Origin of the sequence: Flavobacterium sp. Root901, assembly GCF_001429765.1 — a bacterium.
Taxonomy (GTDB): domain Bacteria; phylum Bacteroidota; class Bacteroidia; order Flavobacteriales; family Flavobacteriaceae; genus Flavobacterium.
In genome coordinates this window covers 384,198-408,412 of record NZ_LMJB01000005.1, presented here as the reverse complement: position 1 = coordinate 408,412, position 24,215 = coordinate 384,198, and the positions used below count along the sequence as shown (strand labels likewise).

Here is a 24,215-nt window from a genome sequence, read left to right as displayed (position 1 = left end):
TAATAAATTATGCGCCTAAAAACTGTTTGCCAAATGCGGCACGAAAAACTTCGTCGCCCTGCTCTAATCTTTGTTTGTAAAGTGCTTTAGCATCTTCTCCGGCTACATATCTTAATTTGGTTTTCCCGTCTGTTGCGGCCTCGTAAACAACATCGGCAATTTGTTCAGGAGTCGATGCCATTTCAAACATAACATCTACATTTTCAAACATTTTGTTAGCCATTGCTTCGTATTCTGGTTTAACTCCGGTGTCAAGTGAGCCGTGCAGGAATTCAGTTTTGATGCCACCCGGAGATACCGTTTTAATGTTTATTCCAAACGGATTTAGTTCATAAGCCATGCTTTCGCTCCAGCCTTCTAATCCCCACTTTGTAGCGTGATAAACAGATCCTAAAGGAAAAGAAATTAATCCGCCAATAGAAGTCGTTGAAATAAATAATCCGTTTCTTTTTTCTCTGAAATAAGGAATGAAAGCATTGGTAACACGAATAACCCCTAACAAATTAGTATTAAGTTGTTTCGTAATCTGTTCGTCAGTAAGACTTTCCAATGGACCAATTAAACCATAACCGGCGTTATTAAAAACGATATCAATGTCGCTTAACGCAATAGCTTTTTGAACTGTGCTTTGAATTTGCTCATAATTAGTAACGTCTAATGGTAAAAGCGTTACATTTTCTAAAGCAGAAAGTTCTGTTTCTTTTTCAGGATTTCTCATGGTTGCAATTACATTCCAGCCTTTTGCCTGAAATAATTTTGCTGTTGCTTTTCCTAAACCTGATGATGCGCCTGTGATAAAAATTGTTTTCATGATTATTATTTTTTTTAATTGTTATAATTTGATGAAGCAAAGTTCAGGATACAGTCAAGTTTAAAAGTGTTCATTTTGGTGCAATGAGTATCCAAAATGAATAATCGAAGATTTTTTTAGATGAAAGAGCTTTGAGTATAGGTGTTTTATAAAAATATAGATTTTAAAATGGTACTTGTAAAATATATTTGCTGTAAGATTATAACGCGGATGACACGGATTTGCGATGCAAAAACGCGGATTAAAACGGATTTTTACTTACAATATAAAAATCCGTTTTAATCCGCGTCTTCGTGATAATGAATCCGTTTCATCCGCGTTTAAATCTATGTTCTGAATTTTTTAAGAATTACATTTAATCAAGGTGTTAAAAGTGCTTTTGTTAACAACTTTCGTTTCGTTATTTCTCTAAAAAAAGCGTAAATTTGACTTCCTTCCATTTTTCATATCACATTTATGTATGTTTCATGTTGTCAAATGTTTACATCATGAAAGAATTGGAATTTGGAATTTTAAAAATTGACTTTTCCATAAAAATATATGTATTTAATATTCGATACCGAAACAACCGGATTACCAAAACGCTGGGATGCACCAATTACCGATTCTGATAACTGGCCGCGCTGTATACAAATCGCGTGGCAATTGCATGACGAAATGGGTCAGCTGATCGAACATCAGGATTATTTGGTAAAGCCAGACGGATTTAATATTCCGTATGATGCCGAACGTATTCACGGAATTTCTACCGAATTGGCAGAAGCCGATGGAATCACGCTGGCAGAAGTTTTAGAGAAATTCAACATCGCTTTAAGCAAAACCAAATTTATCGTTGGTCAGAACTTAGGTTTCGACGTGAATATTATGGGAGCCGAATTTCATAGAATGGGTGTCGATTCTCCGATGAGTTCAATGCCGGTTTTAGATACTTGTACCGAAGTTACCGCTTCATTATTACAGCTTCCCGGAGGTCGTGGAGGAAGATATAAACTTCCAACATTGACCGAGCTTCACGAATATTTATTCAATGTTCCTTTCGCGGAAGCGCACAACGCAACTGCCGACGTTGAGGCAACTACCCGTTGTTTCTTAGAGTTGGTCAGAAGAGAAGTTTTTACCAAAGAAGAATTAGATGTTCCAAAGGATTACTTCAAAGAATTTCAGGAAAGAAACCCGCAGGAATTCCCTTTAATTGGATTAAAACATATCAATTTAAAAGCGGCTTCTGAAAAAGTCAGAGAGCAGATTAAAGCTTTACAAGTTGAAGACACGCCAACTATTGTTTCAGATTCTGACAAAGCAGAATTTAAAGCGGCAAAATTTGCGCATTTACACAATCATACGCAGTTTTCAGTTCTTCAATCTACAATCGGAATTGGAAATATTGTGGCAGCAACAGCTAAAAATGGAATGCCGGCCGTTGCCATGACCGATACCGGAAACATGATGGGGGCTTTTCACTTCGTGAGCGCTGTTATGAACCACAACAAAGCGGCTTCCGGAAAAAATAAAGCCTTGGTTGAAGCAGGGGAAGAACCAACAGAAACCGAAATTAAACCAATTGTTGGATGTGAATTTAATATTTGCGACAACCATTTAGATAAATCCAAAAAAGACAACGGTTATCAGGTTGTGTTATTGGCAAAAAACAAAGCCGGTTATCACAATCTGGCCAAAATGGCTTCGATTGCTTACACAGACGGATTTTACTATGTTCCGAGAATTGATCGTGCGATTGTTGAAAAATACAAAGCAGACATTATGGTTCTGTCTGGGAATTTATATGGAGAAATTCCGAGTAAAATTCTGAATATCGGTGAAAACCAGGCCGAAGAAGCTTTGATTTGGTGGAAAGAACAATTTGGCGAAGATTTCTATCTGGAAGTCATGCGCCACAATCAGGAAGATGAAAATCGTGTCAACAAAACCCTGATTGAGTTTTCACAAAAGCACAATGTAAAGCTAATAGCAACCAATAATACCTATTATTTAAATAAAGAAGATGCCAATGCACACGATATTTTATTGTGTGTGAAAGACGGCGAGAAACAGGCAACACCTATTGGCCGCGGCCGCGGTTACCGTTACGGACTTCCAAATCAGGAATATTATTTCAAGTCAGAAGAGGAAATGAAAAAACTCTTCTCTGATTTACCGGAAGCGATTATCAACATTCAGGAAATTATAGATAAAGTAGAAGGTTACTCTCTTTATCGTGATGTATTGCTTCCTAAATTTGACATTCCGGAAGAGTTTGTCGTACCCGAAGATGAAGCTGATGGAGGTGTACGAGGTGAAAATGCCTATTTGCGTTACCTTACGATGGAAGGCGCCAAAAGAAGATATGGCGAAATTACCGAATCGATTCAGGAACGTTTGGATTTTGAATTATTAACGATTTCGAATTCAGGATATCCGGGATACTTTTTGATTGTTCAGGATTTCATTGCAGAGGCCAGAAAAATGGACGTTTCTGTTGGGCCCGGGCGTGGTTCTGCAGCCGGATCTGCGGTTGCGTATTGTCTCGGAATTACCAACATTGACCCAATTAAGTATGATTTGCTTTTTGAGCGTTTCCTAAATCCTGACCGTGTATCGATGCCCGATATTGATATTGACTTTGATGACGAAGGACGTGGACGTGTTATGGAATACGTAATCAATAAATACGGAAAAAATCAGGTAGCACAGATTATTACTTACGGTAAAATGGCAACCAAATCTGCGATTCGTGATACGGCTCGTGTTTTAGATTTACCATTATTTGAAGCCGATAGAATTGCGAAACTGATTCCTGGAATGATGCCTTCAAAATGGAATTTAGCGCGTTTTATTTCCGAAAGTGAAGATGAAGTCAAAAAAGCACTCCGCTCGGACGAATTTGACAACGTAAAAGAATTAATTTCGATTGCCAATGAAGACGGATTAGCCGGAGAAACTATTCAGCAGGCAAAAATCCTTGAAGGATCGATGCGTAATACCGGAATTCACGCCTGCGGGGTAATTATCACACCGTCGGATATTACGAATTATGTTCCCGTTACCACAGCAAAAGATTCGGATTTATATGTAACGCAGTTTGATAACTCGGTTGCAGAAAGTGCCGGACTGCTTAAAATGGACTTCCTGGGTCTGAAGACCCTTACGCTGATAAAAGATACCGTTAAACTGGTAAAATACAGAACCGGAATTGAACTCGATCCTGATACTTTCCCGATTGATGATGAGGAGACGTATGCGTTATTCCAGAGAGGAGAAACAGTTGGTATTTTCCAATACGAGTCACCCGGAATGCAGAAATACATGAAAGATCTGAAACCAACGGTATTTGGAGATTTGATTGCAATGAATGCACTTTATCGTCCGGGACCTTTGGAATATATTCCTTCTTTCGTTCGAAGAAAAAATGGTGACGAAGAAATCAAATACGATTTAGATGCCTGTGCTGAATATTTATCCGAAACCTATGGAATTACGGTTTATCAGGAGCAGGTGATGCTTTTGTCTCAGTCTTTAGCAGGATTTACAAAGGGTGAGGCCGACGTTTTGCGTAAAGCGATGGGTAAGAAACAAAAGGATGTACTGGATAAAATGAAGCCTAAGTTTGTTGAACAGGCCGCTGCAAAAGGTCACGACGCCAAAGTGCTGGAGAAAATCTGGAAAGACTGGGAAGCCTTTGCGAGTTATGCCTTCAACAAATCCCACTCGACTTGCTATGCCTGGATTGCCTATCAGACGGCTTATTTAAAAGCGCATTATCCCGCAGAATATATGGCTGCGGTACTTTCTAATAACATGAACGATATCAAACAAGTTTCGTTTTTCATGGAAGAATGTAAGCGTATGGGCTTGCAGGTTTTAGGGCCATGTGTAAATGAATCTTACTATAAATTTACGGTAAACGATGATTACGCTGTTCGTTTCGGAATGGGAGCGATTAAAGGTGTGGGTTCAGGAGCTGTTGAAACCATTGTAGAAAACAGAAAAGACGGAAGATATAAATCAATTTTTGATTTGGCGAAACGTATTGATTTGCGCGCTGCGAATAAAAAAGCGATTGAGAATTTAGCATTGGCGGGAGGTTTTGATTCGTTTGAAGGAACTACCAGAGCACAATATTTTCACGATGATGGTGACGGAATTACTTTTTACGAAAAAGCAATGCGTTACGGATCTAAATTTCAGGAAAATGAAAACTCATCTCAGGTAAGTTTGTTTGGAGAAACCAGCGAAGTACAAATTGCTGAGCCTATAGTTCCTCCTTGCGAAGACTGGAGTACAATGGAAAAACTGGCAAAAGAAAAAGAGGTGGTAGGAATTTACATTTCCGGACATCCGCTTGATGATTTTAGATTTGAAATGAAATACTTCTGCAATGCGAGACTGGAGGCATTGAAAAGTATGAATGAGTACGTAGGTAAAAACCTGACATTTGCCGGAATCATAAATAACGTACAGCACCGTGTGGCCAAAAACGGAAAAGGATGGGCAGCTTTTAATTTAGAAGGTTACGACGAAAGTTATGAGTTTAAGATTTTTGGAGAAGAATATCTTAAGTTCCGCCATTTCCTGATTCAGAACAATTTTGCCTTCCTTAAAATTTTAATCAAAGATGGCTGGGTTAATCACGATACCGGCAAGAAAACAGATCCAAGAATGCAGTTTGTCGAAATAAGGCAATTGCAGGACATTTTAGAAGCGTTTGCCAAAAAACTGATTCTTTTATTGGATATCAAAGATCTTCAAACCGATTTTATCCACAGATTAAGCCATTTATTTAATGCCAATAAAGGAGATAATTCAGTGAGCTTTGAGATCATGGAAATAGAAAACATAAAACGTTTGGTTGAGGTTGAAACCACAAGTGAGTTTGAAGATAATGAAGATGCAGTTTTTGAAGATGAAAGTGATGATATTGAAACCACGGTAGCAGAGGCTAAAATGCAGGAGGTTAAAGAAGTAGAAGAGGTTAAGGTAGTTACCAAACTAACGATGCCAAGCCGAAGATTAAAAGTAAGAATTTGTACCGAACTTCTGCAGGAATTGGAAAAAATGCAGGTAAATTTTAAGTTGAACTAAATTTTAACAGTTAAAATTTAAAGGAATGTAAAATTTTTTAGTTAAAAATATGCATGCATAATACTTTTTTAGTAATATTGTCCGAAATTACAACGATTTCGTGCCAAGTCTAACAATGCAAATTATAAGATTATGTTAATAAATTTTAAATTTGTATAAATTAATTAAATCAGAATTATGAAAAAGAACCTATTTTTATTAGGATTATTAGTTTGCTCTATCGCTACAATGGCGCAGACATCAGAAAAACCAGAAAGCTGGTACTTTAAATTGGGAGGATCTTATTTTATCCAAACTGCAGCAGCTGAATTCCCAACTGTATCTGGATCATTGCCAAATACGGATGTTTACGGTCCGGATGGTACAACTTTAATTTCTAGAGAAACTAATCATGGTTCTTTTGGACAAGGATTCCGTACAGGTTTAACTGCTGGATATCGTTTTACTCCGCGTTTAGGTGTTGAATTAGGATTTAACTATTTTAATAGTGCAAATAAAACTATGGTTGAAACAACTCATAGATTAGTAGCAGCAGGACCAACTTTTGCAACTGGTAAAGCTGTTGGTAAACTTGAAGCTTACGATCTTGCTCCTGCAATCGTTTTATTTTTAGGAGAAACTCATGGTTTTGAACCTTATACTAAAGTTGGAGTTATCGTTCCTGTTCATGGAACATTAGATATCGAAACTACAAGAACGTATACAAATCCGGCTGGAACAACTGAAACTTATTCAAAAGATGTTATTAAGCCAAACCCAACTGTTGGATTTACTGCAGCGTTAGGTACATCTTATAAATTAGGAACACATATCTCTCTTTTTGCTGAAGTTGAGTACCGTAACTTTACAGTACACGGAAAATCAAAAGAAACAGAAATATATACTGAAAACGGTGTAGATAAATTAAACACTCCTACAGCTTTCCGTCAAGATGCATCATATTCTGCAAGTCATACTAGATACGTAGATCAAATTAATACTACATCAAATAGTAAAGTAACGAATGCAGCAGGTTTTGATAACACAAAAGCAACTGATGATATCAGTTCTTATGTTGGAATTTCTGGATTAGGATTTACTTTTGGTCTTAAATACAGCCTATAATTTTTTATAGAGTTTTATAGTTTTTTTTAAAAAGGATATTCGAAAGAATATCCTTTTTAATTTAATGATATATTCAAGAATTGATTGTTTCCATGTGGACTGAAAGATTGCAAAGTAGATGTAAAATATTATTTTGAAGAATCTCTAAATTCCTTCAAAACCTGGTCAATAACCCAGGTTGTTCTGGCACCTGAAATTCCTTTTGACGGAGAAGCATCCTCTTTGCCTAAAAGTTCTGCAATAACAGTTTCTATAAACGGCTGTTGAATATGTAGTGGATTTTCTATTATAATGCTTTCTTTTTCTCCATTTGCATATTGAATATGAATCGGATCATTTCCAAAAGTCGAAAAAGAGATTTTTCCTTTATCGCCTACAATTTCAGTATTATCATATCGTTCAAAACTGGCAAAATTCCATATCCCGGATCCGTGAATTCCGTTTTCAAATAAAAACGACATCGAAACCGAATCTTCTGCAGGATAAGCCAAAAGTTGAGAAGTCGCATGTCCGCGGACAGATTTTATCGGACCTAAAACAAAATCAAGAAAATCTAATGTATGGCAGGCTAAATCTACAAAAATCCCGCCGCCAGAAATGTGTGGCAAAACTGTCCAGGGCAAATTGATTTCGTCATCATAACGCTGCTCAAACGGATGGTATAAGACACAGTTTACATGTCTTACAGTTCCAATTTTTCCTTGGTCAATTAGTTCTTTTATTTTTAGGAAACGCGGCAGTCCTCTTCTGTAATACGCCACAAATAATGGTACATTATGTTCTTTGCAGGCGCTGATCATTTCATTGCATTCTTCAAAATTCAGAGCCATCGGTTTTTCAACATAAACTGGTTTTCCGGCTTTAGCACATTTAATTGTATATTCTTTGTGAGAAGACGGAGGAGTAGCAATATACACTGCATCGACTTCCGGATCATTTATCAGATCCTCGGCATTCGAGTACCATTTCGGGACATTATGACGTTTCGCATAATCTTCCGCAAGTGCGGCGTCTCTTCGCATAACTGCAACTAAAGCTGAATTTGGAGCTTTTTGAAAAGCAGGCCCGCTTTTTACTTCGGTTACATTGCCACAGCCAATAATCCCCCAATTTATAATTTTCATGGTTTAAGTTTTAAGGTTTTTCAAATTTAAGAGAAAAAAAGTTAGCCGCGAATTGCACGAATTACACTAATCTGTTTTTACTTGCTGCCGTTTGCCACCCTGAGCGAAGTCGAAGGGCATTTTAATAAGACATGGGCTTCGACTTCGCTAAGCCTGACAAAAGAAAAAAACACTTTAATCTGGGGCAAAAGAAAAATTAGTGTAATTCGTGCAATTCGCGGTAAAAAATAACCACGAACTCACAAAATAATTCGTGAATTCGTGGCTAAAAATTTAGTTCTAAAGTCTTACTTGTTCGGCAGCGCTTTAAATCCCATATTGTAAAGTGTAAAAGCCTGAATGTCTACATTTTCCTGAATTGTAGCCGCAACAGATTTTCCTGCACCATGACCTGCTTTTACATCAATGCGAATTAAAACTGGATTTTCTCCAGCTTGTTTGTCTTGTAATTCCGCAGCAAATTTAAAACTGTGAGCCGGAACAACGCGGTCATCATGATCTCCTGTTGTTACCATTGTTGCAGGGTATTTAATACCACTTTTTACATTTTGAACTGGCGAATATCCTTTTAAATATTCAAACATTTCTTTGCTGTCCTGAGCCGTTCCGTAATCATAAGCCCAGCCGGCTCCGGCAGTAAAAGTGTGGTAACGAAGCATATCCATAACCCCAACGGCAGGCAAAGCTACTTTCATTAAATCAGGACGCTGTGTCATTGTTGCTCCTACTAATAAACCTCCGTTAGATCCTCCGCGAATAGCTAAATAATCTGATGAGGTGTATTTTTGAGCAATCAGATATTCTGCAGCAGCAATAAAATCATCAAAAACATTTTGTTTCTGCAATTTTGTTCCTGCGTCATGCCATTTTTTACCATATTCTCCGCCGCCTCTTAAATTGGCAACGGCATAAATACCTCCGTTTTCCATCCAGACTGCATTGGCAATACTGAAACTTGGCGTTAAACTAATGTTGAATCCGCCATAACCGTAAAGAATGGTTGGATTTTTACCGTCTAATTTTGTTCCTTTTTTATAGGTAATAATCATCGGGATTTTTGTGCCGTCTTTTGAAGTATAAAATACTTGTTTAGACTCGTAATCCTCACTTTTGAAATCTACTTTTGGTTTTTGATAAATTTCTGATTTACCGGATTTTGGTTCAAAAGAAAAGATTGTTCCCGGAGTTGTATAGTTTGTAAAACTGTAATATAGAATTTTTTCTTCCTTTTTTGCACCAAATCCGCCGGCAGTTCCAACAGCAGGAAGTTTAATTTCACGAACTAATTTTCCGCTGTAATCGTATTGTAAAACCAGTGAGACCGCATCTTTTGTATAGTTAGCAAAGAAATATCCTGCGCCTGTAGAAGGAGACAAAACATTCTCTGTTTCTTTAATAAAATCTTTCCAGTTTTCCGGTTTCGGGTTGTTTACATCTACAGAAACAACGCGGCCGTTTGGAGCGTTGTAATCAGTATGTATAAATAATTTTGTTCCTTCGTTTTCTATAATCGAATTTTCAGTATTAAAATTATCTACAATGGTAACAATTGGACTGTCTGGTGTTTTTAGATCTTTAATATAAAGCTCGTTTCCATAAGTCGAATTAGCTGCGGTAATTACTAAAAAGCGATTATCTTCGGTAACATAGCCGCCAACATATCTTCTTTTTTGGTCTGCGCCAAAGATCACTTTGTCTTCTTTTTGAGATGTTCCCAATTTATGGAAATACAATTTATGCTGATCTGTTTTGGCAGACAATTCACTTCCTTTTGGTTTGTCATAACTGGAATAGTAAAAACCTTCATTTCCAAGCCATGAAATGCCGCTGAATTTTACATCAACAAGAGTATCTTCCAATACTTTTTTAGATAACGCATCAATAATTATAACTTTTCTCCAGTCGCTTCCTCCTTCAGAAATTGAATAAGCCGCTTTATTTCCATCTTTAGAAAAATCTAAACCGCCAAGAGAAGTGGTGCCGTCTTTTGAGAAAGTATTTGGATCCAGAAAAACTTCTTCTTTTCCGCTTTGATCTTTTCTGTAAACGACAGATTGATTTTGAAGTCCGTTATTTTTATAATAATAGGTAAATTTTCCTTCTTTAAATGGTGCACCTATTTTTTCGTAATTCCAAAGTTTTTCCATTCGTTTTTTAAGTTCTTCACGAAACGGAATTTTATCCAAATAACCATAAGTCACTTCATTTTCAGCTTTTACCCAGGCTCCGGTTTCAGCAGATTTGTCATCTTCCAGCCAACGGTAAGGATCGCTTACTTTTGTATCAAAATAAACATCGACGGTTTCTCCTTTTTTAGTTTCCGGGTATTGAATTTTATTTTGCCCAAATGAAATTCCTGCAGTTGTAATAGCCATTATTATAAAAGTTTTTTTCATAGTTTTTGATTAACAGTTGTAACAAAAATAGTACTTTTTGTGAGGTTATTAAATTTTTTAACCGCAAAGAGCGCAAAGGATTTTCGCAAAGTACTTAATACTAATCACGCAAAGGCGCAGAGACGCAAAGTTTTAAATTTCTTTGCGACTTCTCGTCTCCGCGTGCTTTATTATGAACCTGGCAAACCTTGCGCGACACTGCATGCTTTGCGGTTAAATAAAAATTATAAATTAAAATTTAACCCAAGAACAATGTTTCTTCCAATGTTTGGAATTCCGTCTGTTTTTAATCTTGAAAGGTGCGCGATGTATTTTTTATCGAAAAGATTGTTTCCGTTCAGGTTCACGTCAAAAGCATGTTTTCCTAATTTTACCGTTCCTCCAAAACCTAGATTTACCAAAGTATAACCTTTAGAAGCCGTTTCAAAACCACTTACATTATCCTGACTGAAAGTCGAAGAAACATTCAAAGAAGCAAAACCTTCACTTAGCCAGTTTTTAATATCAAATTCAGTCCTAAGCGTATTATTCCAGTTGTTTGCAGGAATTAAAGGCAGGTAATCATTGTTGTCTTTTTTACCGGTAACCGTTTCAAAGCTTGTTTCAAAATGTAACCAGTCTAAAGGATGCGGGTGAAAATGCAAACCAACTTCTCCACCATATAATTGTGCATTATCCTGAACATAGGCAAAAACATCATTGTCTTCTAAAATTTGTCCGGTTGGCGAAGTGTAAATATAATTATTTACATGATTGTAAAATCCGTTAACGAAAAACTCAAAATGGGTGTTTTTGTATTCTAAATTCAAATCGGTTTGAATATTTTGTTCTGTTTTCAAATCTGCATTACCAATTTCATAACGATTTGTTCCTTCGTGTACGCCGTTTGAAGTTAATTCAGCTAAGTTTGGCGCTCTAAATCCGGATGCAACATTTAAACGAAGCGTCAGCGGTTCGGCCAGTTTAGTTTTATATCCTAATGAAGCATTAAAACTGTCAAAAGATTTGTCAAGAGGAATAAAATAACCTTCTTCGCCTTCAATTCCGTGTGCGTCAGAAGTGATTTTTCTATTATCATAACGTAATCCGGCTTGTAAAACACTGTTGCCCCATTCGTAATTTGCAGTTCCAAAAACGCCAAAATCATTTGTTGTCGCATCCGGGATTAAATATTCTTCTCCGGAATTTTTATTGGTTTGATGCATTCCCTGAGCACCTAAAATCGTTTCGATTTTTCCAAATTTAGGAAAGTGATATTTTACATTGTAATTCAGCGTATTCAGTTTCATATGAAGAGAAGCTTCATTACTGTCTTCAAATTCGCTTCTGTCATTGGAAATATAACCTAAATCAACATCAAGTTTTGAGTTTTCAAAAAAGATAACATTGTTTAAACTCAATAAATGATTAAAAATTCCCTGTCTCGGAAACTGTGTGTCTTTGCTTGAAGACTGCTCTGCAATTCCATCTTCCGGAATTCCGATATCCAGTTTATTGTAATTGTATCTTAAAACACTCGAAAAACTCGAATTGCTGTAACCAATACCGGTTTTAAAATCGGTTTCATTATAACGGGAATTTGTTACGCGGTCGCCATCGGCAATTTTATAATCAGAATGTGTGTTGTAACTTCCACGGGCTAAAAATTTCCAGTTATCTGTAGAAGTTTTTAAACCAATAGAAGAATTACTTCCTTCTGTATTTGTAAAATATTTTTGACTGAAATTAGCTTTAAAAGTACCGGCATCAGCAAATTTTTCAGGATTAAAGTATAAAACTCCTCCTAAAGCATCAGAACCGTATAATAGCGATGCCGGGCCTTTAATAACTTCAACGCTCTCAATACCGGCGTCGTTTAAACCTAAACCGTGTTCGTCTCCAAACTGCTGATTTTCGATACGAACTCCCTGAGAATATACTAAAACGCGATTTCCGCTTAAACCTCTGATTACAGGTTTTCCAATAGAAGTTCCGGTAGAAATCTGCGAAACACCGGGAATTGTTGCCAAACCTTCAATCAAAGTCGAAGTTCCTTTTTGCTGTAAAGTTTTAATGCTTTCGTGTTCGATTTTCATCACGTTTTGTGACTGCAGTTTGTTGAAAGGCGTAGAAACTACAACTTCATCCATTTCTAAAATCGATTCTTCGAGCGTAACATCAACTGTATTTTGTTTTACTAATTTGATAATGTTTTTATTTTGAGTCGCATATCCAACATAAGAAAAAGACAACCGAAGATTTCCGTTTGGAAGATTGTTTAATTCGTATTTTCCGTTTGCATCCGTTGTTGTTCCTTTATGTAATTCTGAAGCGTAAACAGACACTCCCGGCAATGGTTGATTTTGATTATCAGTTACTGTTCCTGAAACCGAATTTTGGGCAGAAAGCAAGCCCGAAAACCCTAAAAGAAGGGCAATTATTAATTTTTTCATTTGAAAATTTTGCTATAGTTAAATTGAATTTCTTCCTTCTAAATGAAAAATTAAAACGGTATAAAAAGCATTCTGATCCTGATTAATAAAATAAGGATTAGGAAACTCAAAGTTGTTTTGAATTTTTTATTAAAAAGAAAACGGTAAAAATTATTTCGAGTATTCGAAATTAAGAAACTATAGAAGCAGGAGGTCCCCGTAATAAATACGACGTTTTTGAAATGGAGAAAATCTTTTCTGAAACAGGAAAGAAATAAGGAATCTCGCTGTCAAAAGAATGGAATTGAAAAGAAAAAGTTTGAGGGGCAATGTAACTTCCAAAAGCAAAATTACAAACAAAACAAAGATCGTAATTATGATGCTGATGCGTTATTTCGCCACTAGGATCGTTATAATCGTGATGGCATTGTTTTTCTGAAAGCTGTTTTACAATATGCTCATAACTGTGTATCGACTGAAACAATATCGAGAACAATATTGTGACGGCTAAAGATAAACTTAATATGAGCTGCTTTTTCTTCATCGGTACAAAGGTATAAAAGATCATTCAAATACAAATTCATTTTTTAAATTCTGATGGAGATTCTTTGAAAAAAGTTCAGCAAACCAGAATATTTTCAATCAAAAACAGAATAATTGCTTTCTAATCTTATCCTGAACTAGCATTATATTATATTTGTAAGTAAAATAAAATGATCCGTTCAGGCGTTTATTTTATCACGCCACTTTAAAACCAAAAAATTCTATGCGATTACTTTTTAGCTGTTTGTTTTTCGTTTCGTTTTTTAATGCTTTTTCTCAGGAAGATGTCAAAGCAGAAATAAAACCTATAGTTAAAATAGATTCTTTGTATAGAGAAGATCAGTTTTATTTTTCTGTAACCTACAATATGTTTACAGATATTCCTCCAAAATTCAAACAAAACAAATTCTCATTGGGACTTTCCGGAGGTTTCCTGCGCGATATGCCTGTTAATAAATCCAGAACGGTTTCTATTGCGGCAGGTTTAGGATTGAGTTATCAAAACTATTATCAAAACTTTGCCATTTCAAAAGATGCAAATGGCGTAACAGTTTATAATGTTGTAGATGCGGGCGAAATTGCTTCAAACCGATACAGACAATATTCTGTCGATCTTCCAATAGAATTTAGATGGCGAAATTCTACTTATGAAAGTACTAAATTCTGGAGAATTTATGCCGGATTCAAATTGAGTTATATATTTTCTAATACCTCTATTTTAGACGATGGAAAAAATACGTATCGTATAAACAATAACGATGCAATTAATAAATTTCAATACGGCCCTTATCTTTCTGCGGGTTACAATACATGGAATCTTTATTTGTATTATGGACTGAACCCTTTATTTAAAGACGGAACAACTACATTAAGTGGAGAAAATATAACTATGAAAACCCTTAATGCCGGGTTGATTTTCTATATTTTATAACCACAAATACAAAAATAATATCTGAGGCAGAACGCCTATTAATAAGCCCATAAGTAATTCTTTTGAGGTGTGTGCATTCATTTCCAATCTTGATGAAGCGACAACTCCCGACAGTAAAATTAAAAGTGCTCCCCAATACGGATTGTGCATTTCTAAATGAAGGTTTAATCCAATTACAAAAATTGTAAATCCGGTTACTGCCGTCATATGCAGGCTGGCTTTAATTTTAAAAAGGGAACAAACTAATGCTAAAATAGTACTAAACAAGGCACCCAGAAAAAAGAAATGAAGTTCCGGATAACGTGTTATTACAATACTTCTTTTAACTAATAAAATATATAAAAAGCATTGCAGAATAAGCGGAATTCGGCGCTGGGAAATCTCTGGCAACATAACCGATTTTACATGTCCGGTCGAGCGCAAAAGCATGAAAAACAATACAGGAACTATAATTGTAATGACCAAAATCTGGAACAGGACAAAGTATTTTTCCTGTGTTGTAAAAATATCATCTTTACAATAAAGGTAAAATAAAGTCGCATACATCGATATAAAAATCGGATGGAGAATGTAGGAGAATAGTGGAAGTATTTTTTTCAAAACGCTTTATTTAGTGGTAATCAACAAATATAATCAATAAATGTTTTTTGCCATGAATTGCACAAATTTTCACAAATTTTTAGTATATTTTTTTTGAGCGAATTGCACTAATTTCTCCAATTTATTTTTTTACACAAATAAAATGTTTTGTCAGGCTGAACAAAGTCGAAGCCCATTGGAACGCCCTTCGACTTCGCTCAGGGTGACAAACGGCAGTAAGTAAAAATAAATTAGTGCAATTCGCGGCAAACCTTTTTTTGCCACAGATTAGAAAATCCTTTTAATCCTTTTAATCTGTGGCTAGATTTTAAAAACCAAGCCAATATAATAATTCAAGAAATTAGTGCAATTCGTGGCAAACCTTTTTTTAAATTTGACAAAAAGAAAATTCTAAATGAGCATAAATTTAAAAAGCCTGATTCCGGTTTTTAACGCCGAATGGACAGGTTCAGATTCTGATATTTTTGTTGATCATATTTCGATCGACAGCCGTTCTTTACAAAACGGACCAAAAACATTGTTTATTGCCCTTTCGGGTGTTAATAATGATGCTCATTTGTACATTCCAGAACTTATAGAAAAAGGAGTTCAGAATTTTGTAGTTCAGTATATCCCTGAAAATGTAAAAGGAAAAGCCAATTTTTTTGTGGTAAAAAATACGCTGAAAGCACTTCAGGAACTTGCTGTTTATTACCGTGATTTATTCAGTTTTCCAATAATTGGCTTAACAGGAAGTAACGGAAAAACTATTGTAAAAGAATGGCTAAATTTCCTGTTGAGTCCGGACTATAATATTATTCGAAGCCCAAAAAGTTACAATTCGCAGGTAGGAGTTCCGCTTTCTGTTATTGCTATAAATGAAAAACATAATTTAGGAATTTTCGAAGCCGGAATTTCGACGGTTAACGAAATGGCAAATCTCGAAAAAATCATCAAACCAAATATTGGAGTTTTAACCAGTATTGGCTCTGCACACGATGAAGGTTTTGAAAACCTGACACAGAAAATCAAAGAAAAATTACTGCTTTTCAAAAAAGCTTTAGTTATAATTTACCAAAAGAATGAATTGGCAGATCAGTGTCTTGCTGATTTCATTGCAGAATATCCGCTTCAAAACAGAACTTTGTTTTCATGGAGTTTTACCGATGCCTCTGCGGATGTTTTTATTCTGAAAAAAGAAATAAAAAACGATTCTACTATAATTAAATATCAATATAAAGAAGAAGTTTACAATCTGGAAATTCCGTTCAGCGATTCGGCTTCTATAGAAAATACGATTTCATGTTTATTGGTTTTACTGCATTTCAGATATGATTTTGAAGTTATTCAAAATCGTGTTAAAATGTTGTATCCCGTTCAAATGCGTCTTGAAGTTAAGAACGGGATCCATAACTGCAGTTTAATCGACGATAGTTACAGTTCTGATTTTCAATCACTCAAAATTGCTTTAGACTTTTTGGAAAGCCAAAAAAAGAATGCATCAAAAACCGTTATTTTATCGGATATTTTTCAAAGCGGATTTTCAAATGAAGAACTCTATTCAAAAGTAGCCCAGCTAATTTCAGACAATAAAATCAACCGCATTATTGGTGTAGGAAGTACAATTTCATCTTTTGCTTCTAAATTTCCAAACAGTACAATGTTTCAAAATACAGCCGAATTTATAGCTGCAATTGAAGATTTGAATTTCAATAATGAGACAATTTTAATAAAAGGAGCAAGATCATTTCAGTTTGAACAAATCGTTTCATTACTGGAAGAAAAAACACATGAAACCGTTCTCGAAATTAACCTGGACGCTATTAATCATAACTTAAATTATTTCAAATCAAAACTGGCCGATGATGTAAAAATCATGGTAATGGTGAAAGCTTTTGGATATGGAAACGGCGGACTCGAAATTACAAAATTACTCGAACATAATAAAGTAAATTATTTAGGCGTGGCTTTCGCCGATGAAGGAATTTCGCTGAAAAACGGCGGAATCAAATTGCCAATTATGGTTTTAAACCCGGAATCGACCAGTTTTCCTTCGATAATTCAGTATAAACTGGAACCCGAAATTTACAGTATAAAAGGATTAAATGCTTTTTTGAAAATCGCCAGAGAGAAGAACCTGAAAGATTTTCCAATTCATATTAAACTCGACACCGGAATGCACCGTTTAGGTTTTGAAAACAATACAATCGATGAATTAATTGCGACTTTAAAAGGAAATTCTACCGTTCGTGTGCAGAGTATCTTATCGCATTTGGCAACAAGCGACGATTTGAACCATTATGATTTTGTGATTTCGCAGATTAATTTATTCGAAAAATTATCTTCAAAATTAATGGCCGAATTGAATATAAATCCAATTCGTCATATTTTAAATACTTCCGGAATCAGCAATTTTCCGGATGCACAATACAATATGGTTCGTTTGGGAATTGGATTGTACGGCGTTTCAAACGATCCGGCAGAACAGAAATATCTGGAAAATGTTGGAACCTTAAAATCGATTATTTCGCAGGTTCGTACCATTCCGGCTGGCGACAGCGTAGGTTACGGACGACGTTTTATGGCCGAAAAAGAAACCAAAATCGCTACAATTCCAATTGGTTATGCAGACGGAATTTCCAGATTATGGGGCAATCAGGTTGGTTTTGTTACGATAAAAAATCAAAAAGCCTACATTGTAGGAAGTGTTTGTATGGATATGCTGATGGTCGATGTGAGCCATATTGACTGCAAAGAAGGCGACTCGGTAATAATTTTCGGCGAAAGCCCAACGGTTATCGAAATGGCCGAGGCGTTAAAAACGATTCCGTATGAAATCATGACCAGCATTTCACAGCGTGTAAAAAGGGTATTTTTTAGGTAGAATTAAGGAATTATGAAGAAAATTACGTATTTTCGATATTCATTTATTTAAAAACTAAACAAATCAGATATGGGATTTTTTTCAGAATTTAAGGCATTTGCAATGAAAGGCAATGTAGTTGACCTTGCTGTTGCTGTAATTATTGGAGCTGCTTTTGGTAAGATTGTAAGTTCATTTATCGAAGACGTAATTACACCTTTAGTATTAAAACCAGCTCTGGAAGCAGCACATTTAGAAAAAATTCAGGATCTTACGGCCTTTGGCGGTGTAAAATACGGAATGTTTCTTTCGGCAGTTATAAACTTTATAATTGTGGCATTCGTTTTATTCCTGATTATTAAAGGATTAAACAATCTTAAAAAGAAAGAAGAGCCGGCACCGAATCAGCCAGCAGCACCAACTCAGGAAGAATTGCTTACGCAGATTAGAGATCTTTTGAAAAATAAACAATAATACAATATACCGCTGCACTAAGTCTAACTTAACCGCCTTTTGATTGAGGCGGTTTTTTTATAAATTGTTTAATTTATAACATTTTGTTATTTTTTGTGAAGCGTATTGTTTTCGTTTTTATTATAACTATTTTTGCAGAGTAAAATTAGAATAATTAGCTATTTAAAAATATAAATAATGAGAATTGCAGTTGTAGGTGCTACCGGAATGGTTGGCGAAGTAATGCTTAAAGTATTAGCAGAAAGAAATTTTCCTGTTACAGAATTAATTCCTGTTGCATCTGAAAGATCAGTAGGAAAAGAAATCGAATATAAAGGAACCAAATATAAAGTAGTTGGTTTACAAACTGCTGTTGATATGAAAGCTGATATCGCTGTTTTTTCTGCAGGCGGTGATACTTCATTAGAATGGGCGCCAAAATTTGCTGCTGCCGGAACAACTGTTATCGACAACTCTTCTGCATGGAGAATGGACCCGACTAAAAAATTAGTAGTTCCGGAAATCAATGCTGATGTTTTAACAAGAGAAGATAAAATTATCGCAAACCCAAACTGTTCTACTATTCAAATGGTAATGACTTTGGCGCCTCTGCATAAAAAATACAACATTAAGAGAATCATTGTTTCTACTTACCAATCGATTACTGGAACGGGTGTAAAAGCGGTTAAACAATTAGAAAACGAATACGCAGGAATTCAGGGCGATATGGCTTATAAATATCCAATTCACCGTAATGCGATTCCACACTGCGATAGTTTTGAAGAAAACGGATACACAAAAGAAGAAATGAAATTGGTTCGTGAAACTCAAAAAATCCTGGGTGATAACACCATTAGAGTTACAGCTACCGCAGTTCGTGTTCCGGTTGTAGGCGGACACAGTGAAGCCGTAAATGTTGAGTTTACAAACGATTTTGATGTAAACGAAGTTCGTGAAATTCTTCACAATACAGATGGAGTAGTGGTTCAGGATAACTTAGATACTTTCACTTATCCAATGCCTTTATATGCAGAAGGTAAAAATGATGTTTTTGTTGGAAGAATCCGTCGTGACGAGAGCCAGCCAAATACATTAAACATGTGGATCGTTGCTGATAACCTAAGAAAAGGTGCTGCTACAAACACGATCCAAATCGCTGAATATTTAATTAAAGCTGGTTTGGTATAATTGAGAGATTAAAGAAAATTGTTATAGAGAAAACCGTAATGCAGAAATGTATTACGGTTTTTTTGTGTTTATAAATGGCTTATTTTGATAGTTTTAAGGCTGATTATGACTTCTTAAAAAGGTTTTTACGGATATTTTTGCTCCTGATAAAAGCTTTGTCGATACAATTAAAACTATATGAAACTACAATACAATTTAACAGAACACGATTATTTACAACAGCAATTATATCTGGCGTCAAAAAGTAAACTTATTAAGGATCAGCGAAAAAAAAGCCGCTTATTTGTTTTAATAGGGCTGTTAGGATTAAGTTTTCTATTTTATATTACTCAAAATAGGGTTTTGATGTATTATTTTGCGGGATCAGGTGTTATCTGCTTTTTTCTCTTTCCTGTTTATTTAAAAAAATATTACGAGAGAGTCTTTACAAAATATGTAAAAGAGAATTTTAAAAACAGAATAGGACTCACTTCGTCGATAACTTTTAAAGAAAATGCATTTGAAGGTTATAGTGAAGGCATTGGAAATTCTGAAATAAATTTTTCTGCAATTGAAAATATAAGCGAAATCACAGATTATTTTTTTATTGCCTTAAAAACGCGTCTGAGTATTATGATTCCAAAATATGGAATGAGTAACATTGAAGATGTAAGATCAGAATTAAAAATGATAGCTGAAAAAGCGGGAATTAATTTTCTTTCAGAGTTAGACTGGAAATGGAAATAAAAGATATTTTGAAATACAATGTATTAAACGTGATTCTGAAAGGGGGGCATTAAAATAAATTAAAAATGAGTATATTAGAAAAATGGGATTCTATTGTAAATTGGCAAATTAACAATCCTTCAATAGATGAAAATAAAGATAGAAAAGAGATTATTTGGGAATTAAACAAACCAATTACTGCTGAAGAAATCAGGAATATTGAAGAACTGTCTGGAGAAATCCTTCCGGATCATTTTAAAACATTATATACAAAAGCCAATGGTCAGCTAAGTGATAGTTTTCCATTATTTTTTGGAGATGCATTTATGAGCAGCGATTCTATTGTTAAAGATTTAGAATTCGCCAGATCTTTAATTAAACCGCAGCCACAAAGAGTAACTGATCCAGAAGTATCTGGCGCTTTAATGCACAAAATTGTAGCAATATGTGTTAACGACATTCCGAGAGATAAATACTGGTTTAAAGTTAAGTTTTCATGCAGTGGAAATTCAATTAGCGGTCCCGCATTGTATGAGAATGAAAATACCACTTCAGGCGAAAAAGAATTTTTTAAGATATCTGATCTTAATTCTTTTTTAGATGTAGTTAGAGAACTTCATGAATTAGAATATGAATCGTATAACTGGGACAAAATAGAATTTACGCTTTATAATACTGGAATATTTGAATGGGAAAGAAAAAATTACAATTTTGATGAAGATATTGATTTCACTTCAACTCCGGAAAATGCGATTAAAAAGAAATATTTTAATCATAAATGGATTCCGGTTTTTTCTGATCATGGAGGAAATTATATAGGTATGGATTTAGATCCGGATGTAAACGGAAAAAGAGGACAGATTATTAATTTTGGAAGAGATGAAGAAGATATGTATGTAATGGCAGATGATCTGGAACAATTTTTCGATTCTATTTTAAATCAGTTAAATATAAACAAGGGAGAAGCATTAAGAGAGTTTCATATACACGATGCCATAAGAGAATTAATTAAAGAAGGTAAATTCTAAAACCATTTTATTTCTCTAAATCTTTTCAAAGTTTTAAACTTTGAAAAAGATATCTGTTAGAATAAAGCTGATAGGTTTAAGAACTCAATATATATAAAAAAAGGCGGAAACAAATAATTCCCGCCTTTTTTTAATTTTTAATATTCCGGAGCCAGTTCTAATTCCAGCCCTTCTAAATCTTCAGTAATTGGGATCTGACAACCTAAACGGCTGTTAGATTTAACATAAAACGCTTCCGAAAGCATAGCTTCTTCTTCATCTCCCATTTCTGGTAATGCAACATCATTTAGAACATAACACTGGCAGGAAGCACACATTGCCATTCCTCCGCAGGTTCCTTCAACAGGAAGTTCGTATGCTTTGCATAACTCCATTATATTCATTGCCATATCAGTCGGAGCCTGTAATTCGTGTATAACTCCTTCTCGATCTTTAATCTTTATTAATACATCCATTTATTATGGGAATTTATTGGTAGGATTTTATAACGTGAAAAAATCCTGTATTTATACTAACTTGATTTAGTGCTAAATGCGTATTCTTTGCCATTGCTTTCTTTAAGACGCATCTTTACACCTAAAACATAATCATTTTTTTCAAGAATTGTAATAATTGCAACTACTGAATAATAATCTCTATCTGACTGAAAAATCAATGTACCTTCATAAGTCGAATTTAGAACTCCTTGTTTGTCAGTTGTTGCAGAAACCTTTCTTGGGTTTAAAAACTGAGCTGAACTGTATGTGGCTTTGTTTGTAAATTTTCCTTTTCCATCAACAAAATCATACAGGAAATCATAATTCCCGATACTTAAAGTTCCAGGTGTGTCATTCGGATTGATCGAAAACACAATTTTTCCTGAGTAAGTAAAATCTGACCATTCTTCGGCCTCGCTTATCCAGGCTTTATCAACAACAACTGTTTTAATTTGTGCGTAAGTCCCTGACGCAAAAAACAATAATAAAAATAGAGTGTAAAACTTCTTCATAAATATAAGATTAAGGGTTATGTCACAAATTTAAGTTAAAAATGTAACAATTAGTTAACTGAAACTCTTAAATCTTTATATTGTTTTTTATGAAATCTTCAAAAAACCATTAAAAAGCAGTGTCTTTATTGAATTTTTGCAAAGGTTATCACTTAAAGGCCTATTATTCTTGTTAATTCAAATGAGTCAAATGGGCATACTAAATACCGGTTTTTTGTTACATAATATTGACCACAGTTTCAATCTGCGGGGCATATTTTTTTATCGTAGTTTCAACTCCGGCTTTAAGTGTCATCTGGTTTACGCTGCAGCTTATGCATGCGCCTTCCAGACGAACTTTGACATGTTTATCATCATCAATAGAAATCAGCGAAATATCTCCGCCGTCAGACTTTAAGAACGGCCTGATCTCATCTAAGGCCAATAAAACATTATTTGTTAATTCTTCTGTTGTCATAATTAATGTGTCAATTGTGAAAATGTGCCAATTAGGTAATTACCTAATTGCCGTATTATCTCATTATCTAATTATTTAATTTTTCTTTACTGCAGAGCATCCTGCCATTGTGGTAATTTTAATAGCTTCTGTAGCCGGAAGGCTTTCATTTCTGGCTACTACTTCCTGAACTACATTTCTTGTGATTTCTTCAAAAACAGCTTCAATTGGCGATGCAGTTTGTAAAGCCGCCGGGCGTCCGTAATCTCCTGCTTCACGAATAGATTGTACAATTGGAACTTCTCCTAAAAATGGAACGTTTAAATCCTCAGCAAGATTTTTTGCTCCTTCCTGTCCAAAAATATAGTATTTATTATCAGGAAGTTCTTCAGGTGTAAAATAAGCCATGTTTTCAATAATTCCTAATACAGGAACATTAATATTGTCCTGCATAAACATTGCTACACCTTTTTTAGCATCGGCAAGAGCCACAGCCTGCGGTGTACTTACTACAACAGCTCCTGTAATAGGTAAGGACTGCATTATTGAAAGATGGATATCTCCCGTTCCCGGAGGTAAATCTAAAAGCATGAAATCTAATTCTCCCCAATCTGCATCAAAAATCATTTGGTTTAATGCTTTTGCTGCCATTGGACCTCTCCAGATTACTGCCTGGCTTGGTGCTGTAAAAAATCCAATAGAAAGCATTTTAATTTCATAACTTTCAATTGGTTTCATTTTTGACTTTCCATCAACAGTAATTGAAACCGGTTTCTCGTTTTCAACATCAAACATAATCGGCATAGACGGACCATAAACGTCTGCATCTAAAACGCCGACTTTAAAACCCATTTTTGCAAGCGTAACGGCAAGATTTGCTGTAACAGTCGATTTTCCAACTCCTCCTTTTCCTGAAGCAACAGCAATAATATTTTTAATTCCCGGAATGGCACGACCTTTAATTTCGGCTTTTTCAGGAGTTTCTACTTTAATATTTACCTTAATTTTTGCATCAGCAGATATTAATTCATGAATGGTTTTTTTAATATCGTCTTCTGCTCTTTTTTTGATGTGCATCGCCGGTGTGTGCAATACTAAATCGACAACAACTTCGTCGCCAAAAGTAAGTACATTAGCCACTGCACCGCTTTCTACCATATTTTTTCCTTCTCCCGCTATAGTGATTGTTTCTAAAGCTTTAAGAATTTCTTTTCTATCTAATTTCATTTTATTGTGCTATTATGTATGGAAAGAAACCGGTTTAAAATTTCTATATTAATTTAAACTGATTTCAGACTGCAAAGATAACAGATTAAGTTTGGATTTAAACTCTTTTAAATTGTATTTATTGATATTGGGATTAGTCAAAATGATGCATGACGATTTTTAAAAGTATTGCAATATGGCGGAGTTATTTTGAAATGTTATTATTTGATCGTTTAATGTGAAATAAAAACATTCTGATTTGTATGAAATTTTACCTGAAAATGTAAGAATTGTCAATTATCTTGATTAAATTTGAGTGCCTTAAATCGAAGATTTCCAAATAGTACAAAAAAGTATGAAGACTTATTTT

At 34.9% G+C, this 24,215-nt stretch carries 19 protein-coding genes; 9 read left to right on the top strand and 10 right to left on the bottom strand.

Features of this window, described 5'->3' with window-relative positions:
• Positions 1-7: 7 nt before the first annotated feature.
• On the bottom strand, positions 8-811 hold the full coding sequence (locus tag ASE21_RS05475; protein WP_057121559.1) for an SDR family oxidoreductase: 804 nt from the start codon (positions 809-811) through the stop codon (positions 8-10).
• Between the two features lie 540 nt (positions 812-1,351).
• On the opposite strand from ASE21_RS05475, the gene dnaE reads away from it, so the two are divergent.
• A complete protein-coding gene (dnaE, locus tag ASE21_RS05470; protein ID WP_057121558.1) occupies positions 1,352-5,890 on the top strand; it encodes a DNA polymerase III subunit alpha in 4,539 nt (1,512 codons plus the stop codon).
• A 177-nt stretch (positions 5,891-6,067) separates the two neighbouring features.
• A complete protein-coding gene (locus ASE21_RS05465) occupies positions 6,068-6,994 on the top strand; it encodes an outer membrane beta-barrel protein (protein WP_057121557.1) in 927 nt (308 codons plus the stop codon).
• Positions 6,995-7,122: 128 nt separating this feature from the next.
• Here the strand turns inward: ASE21_RS05465 and ASE21_RS05460 are convergent, their stop codons facing one another.
• Entirely contained in the window at positions 7,123-8,118 is a 996-nt protein-coding gene (locus ASE21_RS05460) for a Gfo/Idh/MocA family protein (protein WP_057121556.1), read from the bottom strand.
• Between the two features lie 81 nt (positions 8,119-8,199).
• Here ASE21_RS05460 and ASE21_RS21825 point away from each other — a divergent pair, with 81 nt between their 5' ends.
• Positions 8,200-8,349: a hypothetical protein gene (locus ASE21_RS21825; protein WP_157848771.1), complete on the top strand. Its 150-nt coding sequence runs from the start codon at positions 8,200-8,202 to the stop codon at positions 8,347-8,349.
• Between the two features lie 56 nt (positions 8,350-8,405).
• On the opposite strand, the gene ASE21_RS05455 is transcribed toward ASE21_RS21825, so the two are convergent.
• The 3 genes from ASE21_RS05455 to ASE21_RS05445 form a co-directional block, all read right to left on the bottom strand.
• On the bottom strand, positions 8,406-10,514 hold the full coding sequence (locus ASE21_RS05455; protein WP_057121555.1) for a prolyl oligopeptidase family serine peptidase: 2,109 nt from the start codon (positions 10,512-10,514) through the stop codon (positions 8,406-8,408).
• 224 nt (positions 10,515-10,738) lie between these two features.
• Entirely contained in the window at positions 10,739-12,946 is a 2,208-nt protein-coding gene (locus ASE21_RS05450; RefSeq protein ID WP_057121554.1) for a TonB-dependent receptor, read from the bottom strand.
• A gap of 169 nt (positions 12,947-13,115) precedes the next feature.
• Entirely contained in the window at positions 13,116-13,493 is a 378-nt protein-coding gene (locus ASE21_RS05445; protein WP_242410231.1) for a hypothetical protein, read from the bottom strand.
• A gap of 198 nt (positions 13,494-13,691) precedes the next feature.
• Here ASE21_RS05445 and ASE21_RS05440 point away from each other — a divergent pair, with 198 nt between their 5' ends.
• On the top strand, positions 13,692-14,399 hold the full coding sequence (locus tag ASE21_RS05440; RefSeq protein ID WP_057121552.1) for a porin family protein: 708 nt from the start codon (positions 13,692-13,694) through the stop codon (positions 14,397-14,399).
• Here ASE21_RS05440 and ASE21_RS05435 read toward each other — a convergent pair.
• Positions 14,394-14,999, bottom strand: a complete 606-nt coding sequence (locus ASE21_RS05435; protein WP_057121551.1) for a hypothetical protein — start codon at positions 14,997-14,999, stop codon at positions 14,394-14,396. The two genes, ASE21_RS05440 and ASE21_RS05435, sit on opposite strands and share 6 nt — an antisense overlap.
• Positions 15,000-15,393: 394 nt before the next feature.
• Here ASE21_RS05435 and ASE21_RS05430 point away from each other — a divergent pair, with 394 nt between their 5' ends.
• The 5 genes from ASE21_RS05430 (at position 15,394) to ASE21_RS05410 (ending at position 21,215) form a co-directional block, all read left to right on the top strand.
• Positions 15,394-17,862: a bifunctional UDP-N-acetylmuramoyl-tripeptide:D-alanyl-D-alanine ligase/alanine racemase gene (locus ASE21_RS05430; protein WP_057121550.1), complete on the top strand. Its 2,469-nt coding sequence runs from the start codon at positions 15,394-15,396 to the stop codon at positions 17,860-17,862.
• A 69-nt stretch (positions 17,863-17,931) separates the two neighbouring features.
• A complete protein-coding gene (gene mscL / locus ASE21_RS05425) occupies positions 17,932-18,315 on the top strand; it encodes a large conductance mechanosensitive channel protein MscL (RefSeq protein WP_057121549.1) in 384 nt (127 codons plus the stop codon).
• Between the two features lie 177 nt (positions 18,316-18,492).
• A complete protein-coding gene (locus ASE21_RS05420; protein ID WP_057121548.1) occupies positions 18,493-19,482 on the top strand; it encodes an aspartate-semialdehyde dehydrogenase in 990 nt (329 codons plus the stop codon).
• 177 nt (positions 19,483-19,659) lie between these two features.
• Positions 19,660-20,208, top strand: a complete 549-nt coding sequence (locus tag ASE21_RS05415) for a YcxB family protein (protein WP_057121547.1) — start codon at positions 19,660-19,662, stop codon at positions 20,206-20,208.
• A 65-nt stretch (positions 20,209-20,273) separates the two neighbouring features.
• Positions 20,274-21,215, top strand: a complete 942-nt coding sequence (locus ASE21_RS05410) for an SMI1/KNR4 family protein (protein WP_057121546.1) — start codon at positions 20,274-20,276, stop codon at positions 21,213-21,215.
• Positions 21,216-21,352: 137 nt separating this feature from the next.
• Here ASE21_RS05410 and ASE21_RS05405 read toward each other — a convergent pair whose 3' ends face one another.
• From ASE21_RS05405 to ASE21_RS05390, 4 genes are all read right to left on the bottom strand, one after another.
• On the bottom strand, positions 21,353-21,670 hold the full coding sequence (locus ASE21_RS05405; protein ID WP_057121545.1) for a 2Fe-2S iron-sulfur cluster-binding protein: 318 nt from the start codon (positions 21,668-21,670) through the stop codon (positions 21,353-21,355).
• A 56-nt stretch (positions 21,671-21,726) separates the two neighbouring features.
• Positions 21,727-22,203, bottom strand: coding sequence for a hypothetical protein (locus tag ASE21_RS05400; RefSeq protein ID WP_057121544.1), 477 nt, complete (start codon positions 22,201-22,203; stop codon positions 21,727-21,729).
• Positions 22,204-22,420: 217 nt separating this feature from the next.
• On the bottom strand, positions 22,421-22,660 hold the full coding sequence (locus ASE21_RS05395; protein ID WP_053469915.1) for a NifU family protein: 240 nt from the start codon (positions 22,658-22,660) through the stop codon (positions 22,421-22,423).
• Between the two features lie 75 nt (positions 22,661-22,735).
• Positions 22,736-23,866, bottom strand: a complete 1,131-nt coding sequence (locus tag ASE21_RS05390; RefSeq protein ID WP_057121543.1) for an Mrp/NBP35 family ATP-binding protein — start codon at positions 23,864-23,866, stop codon at positions 22,736-22,738.
• Between the last annotated feature and the right edge of the window lie 349 nt (positions 23,867-24,215).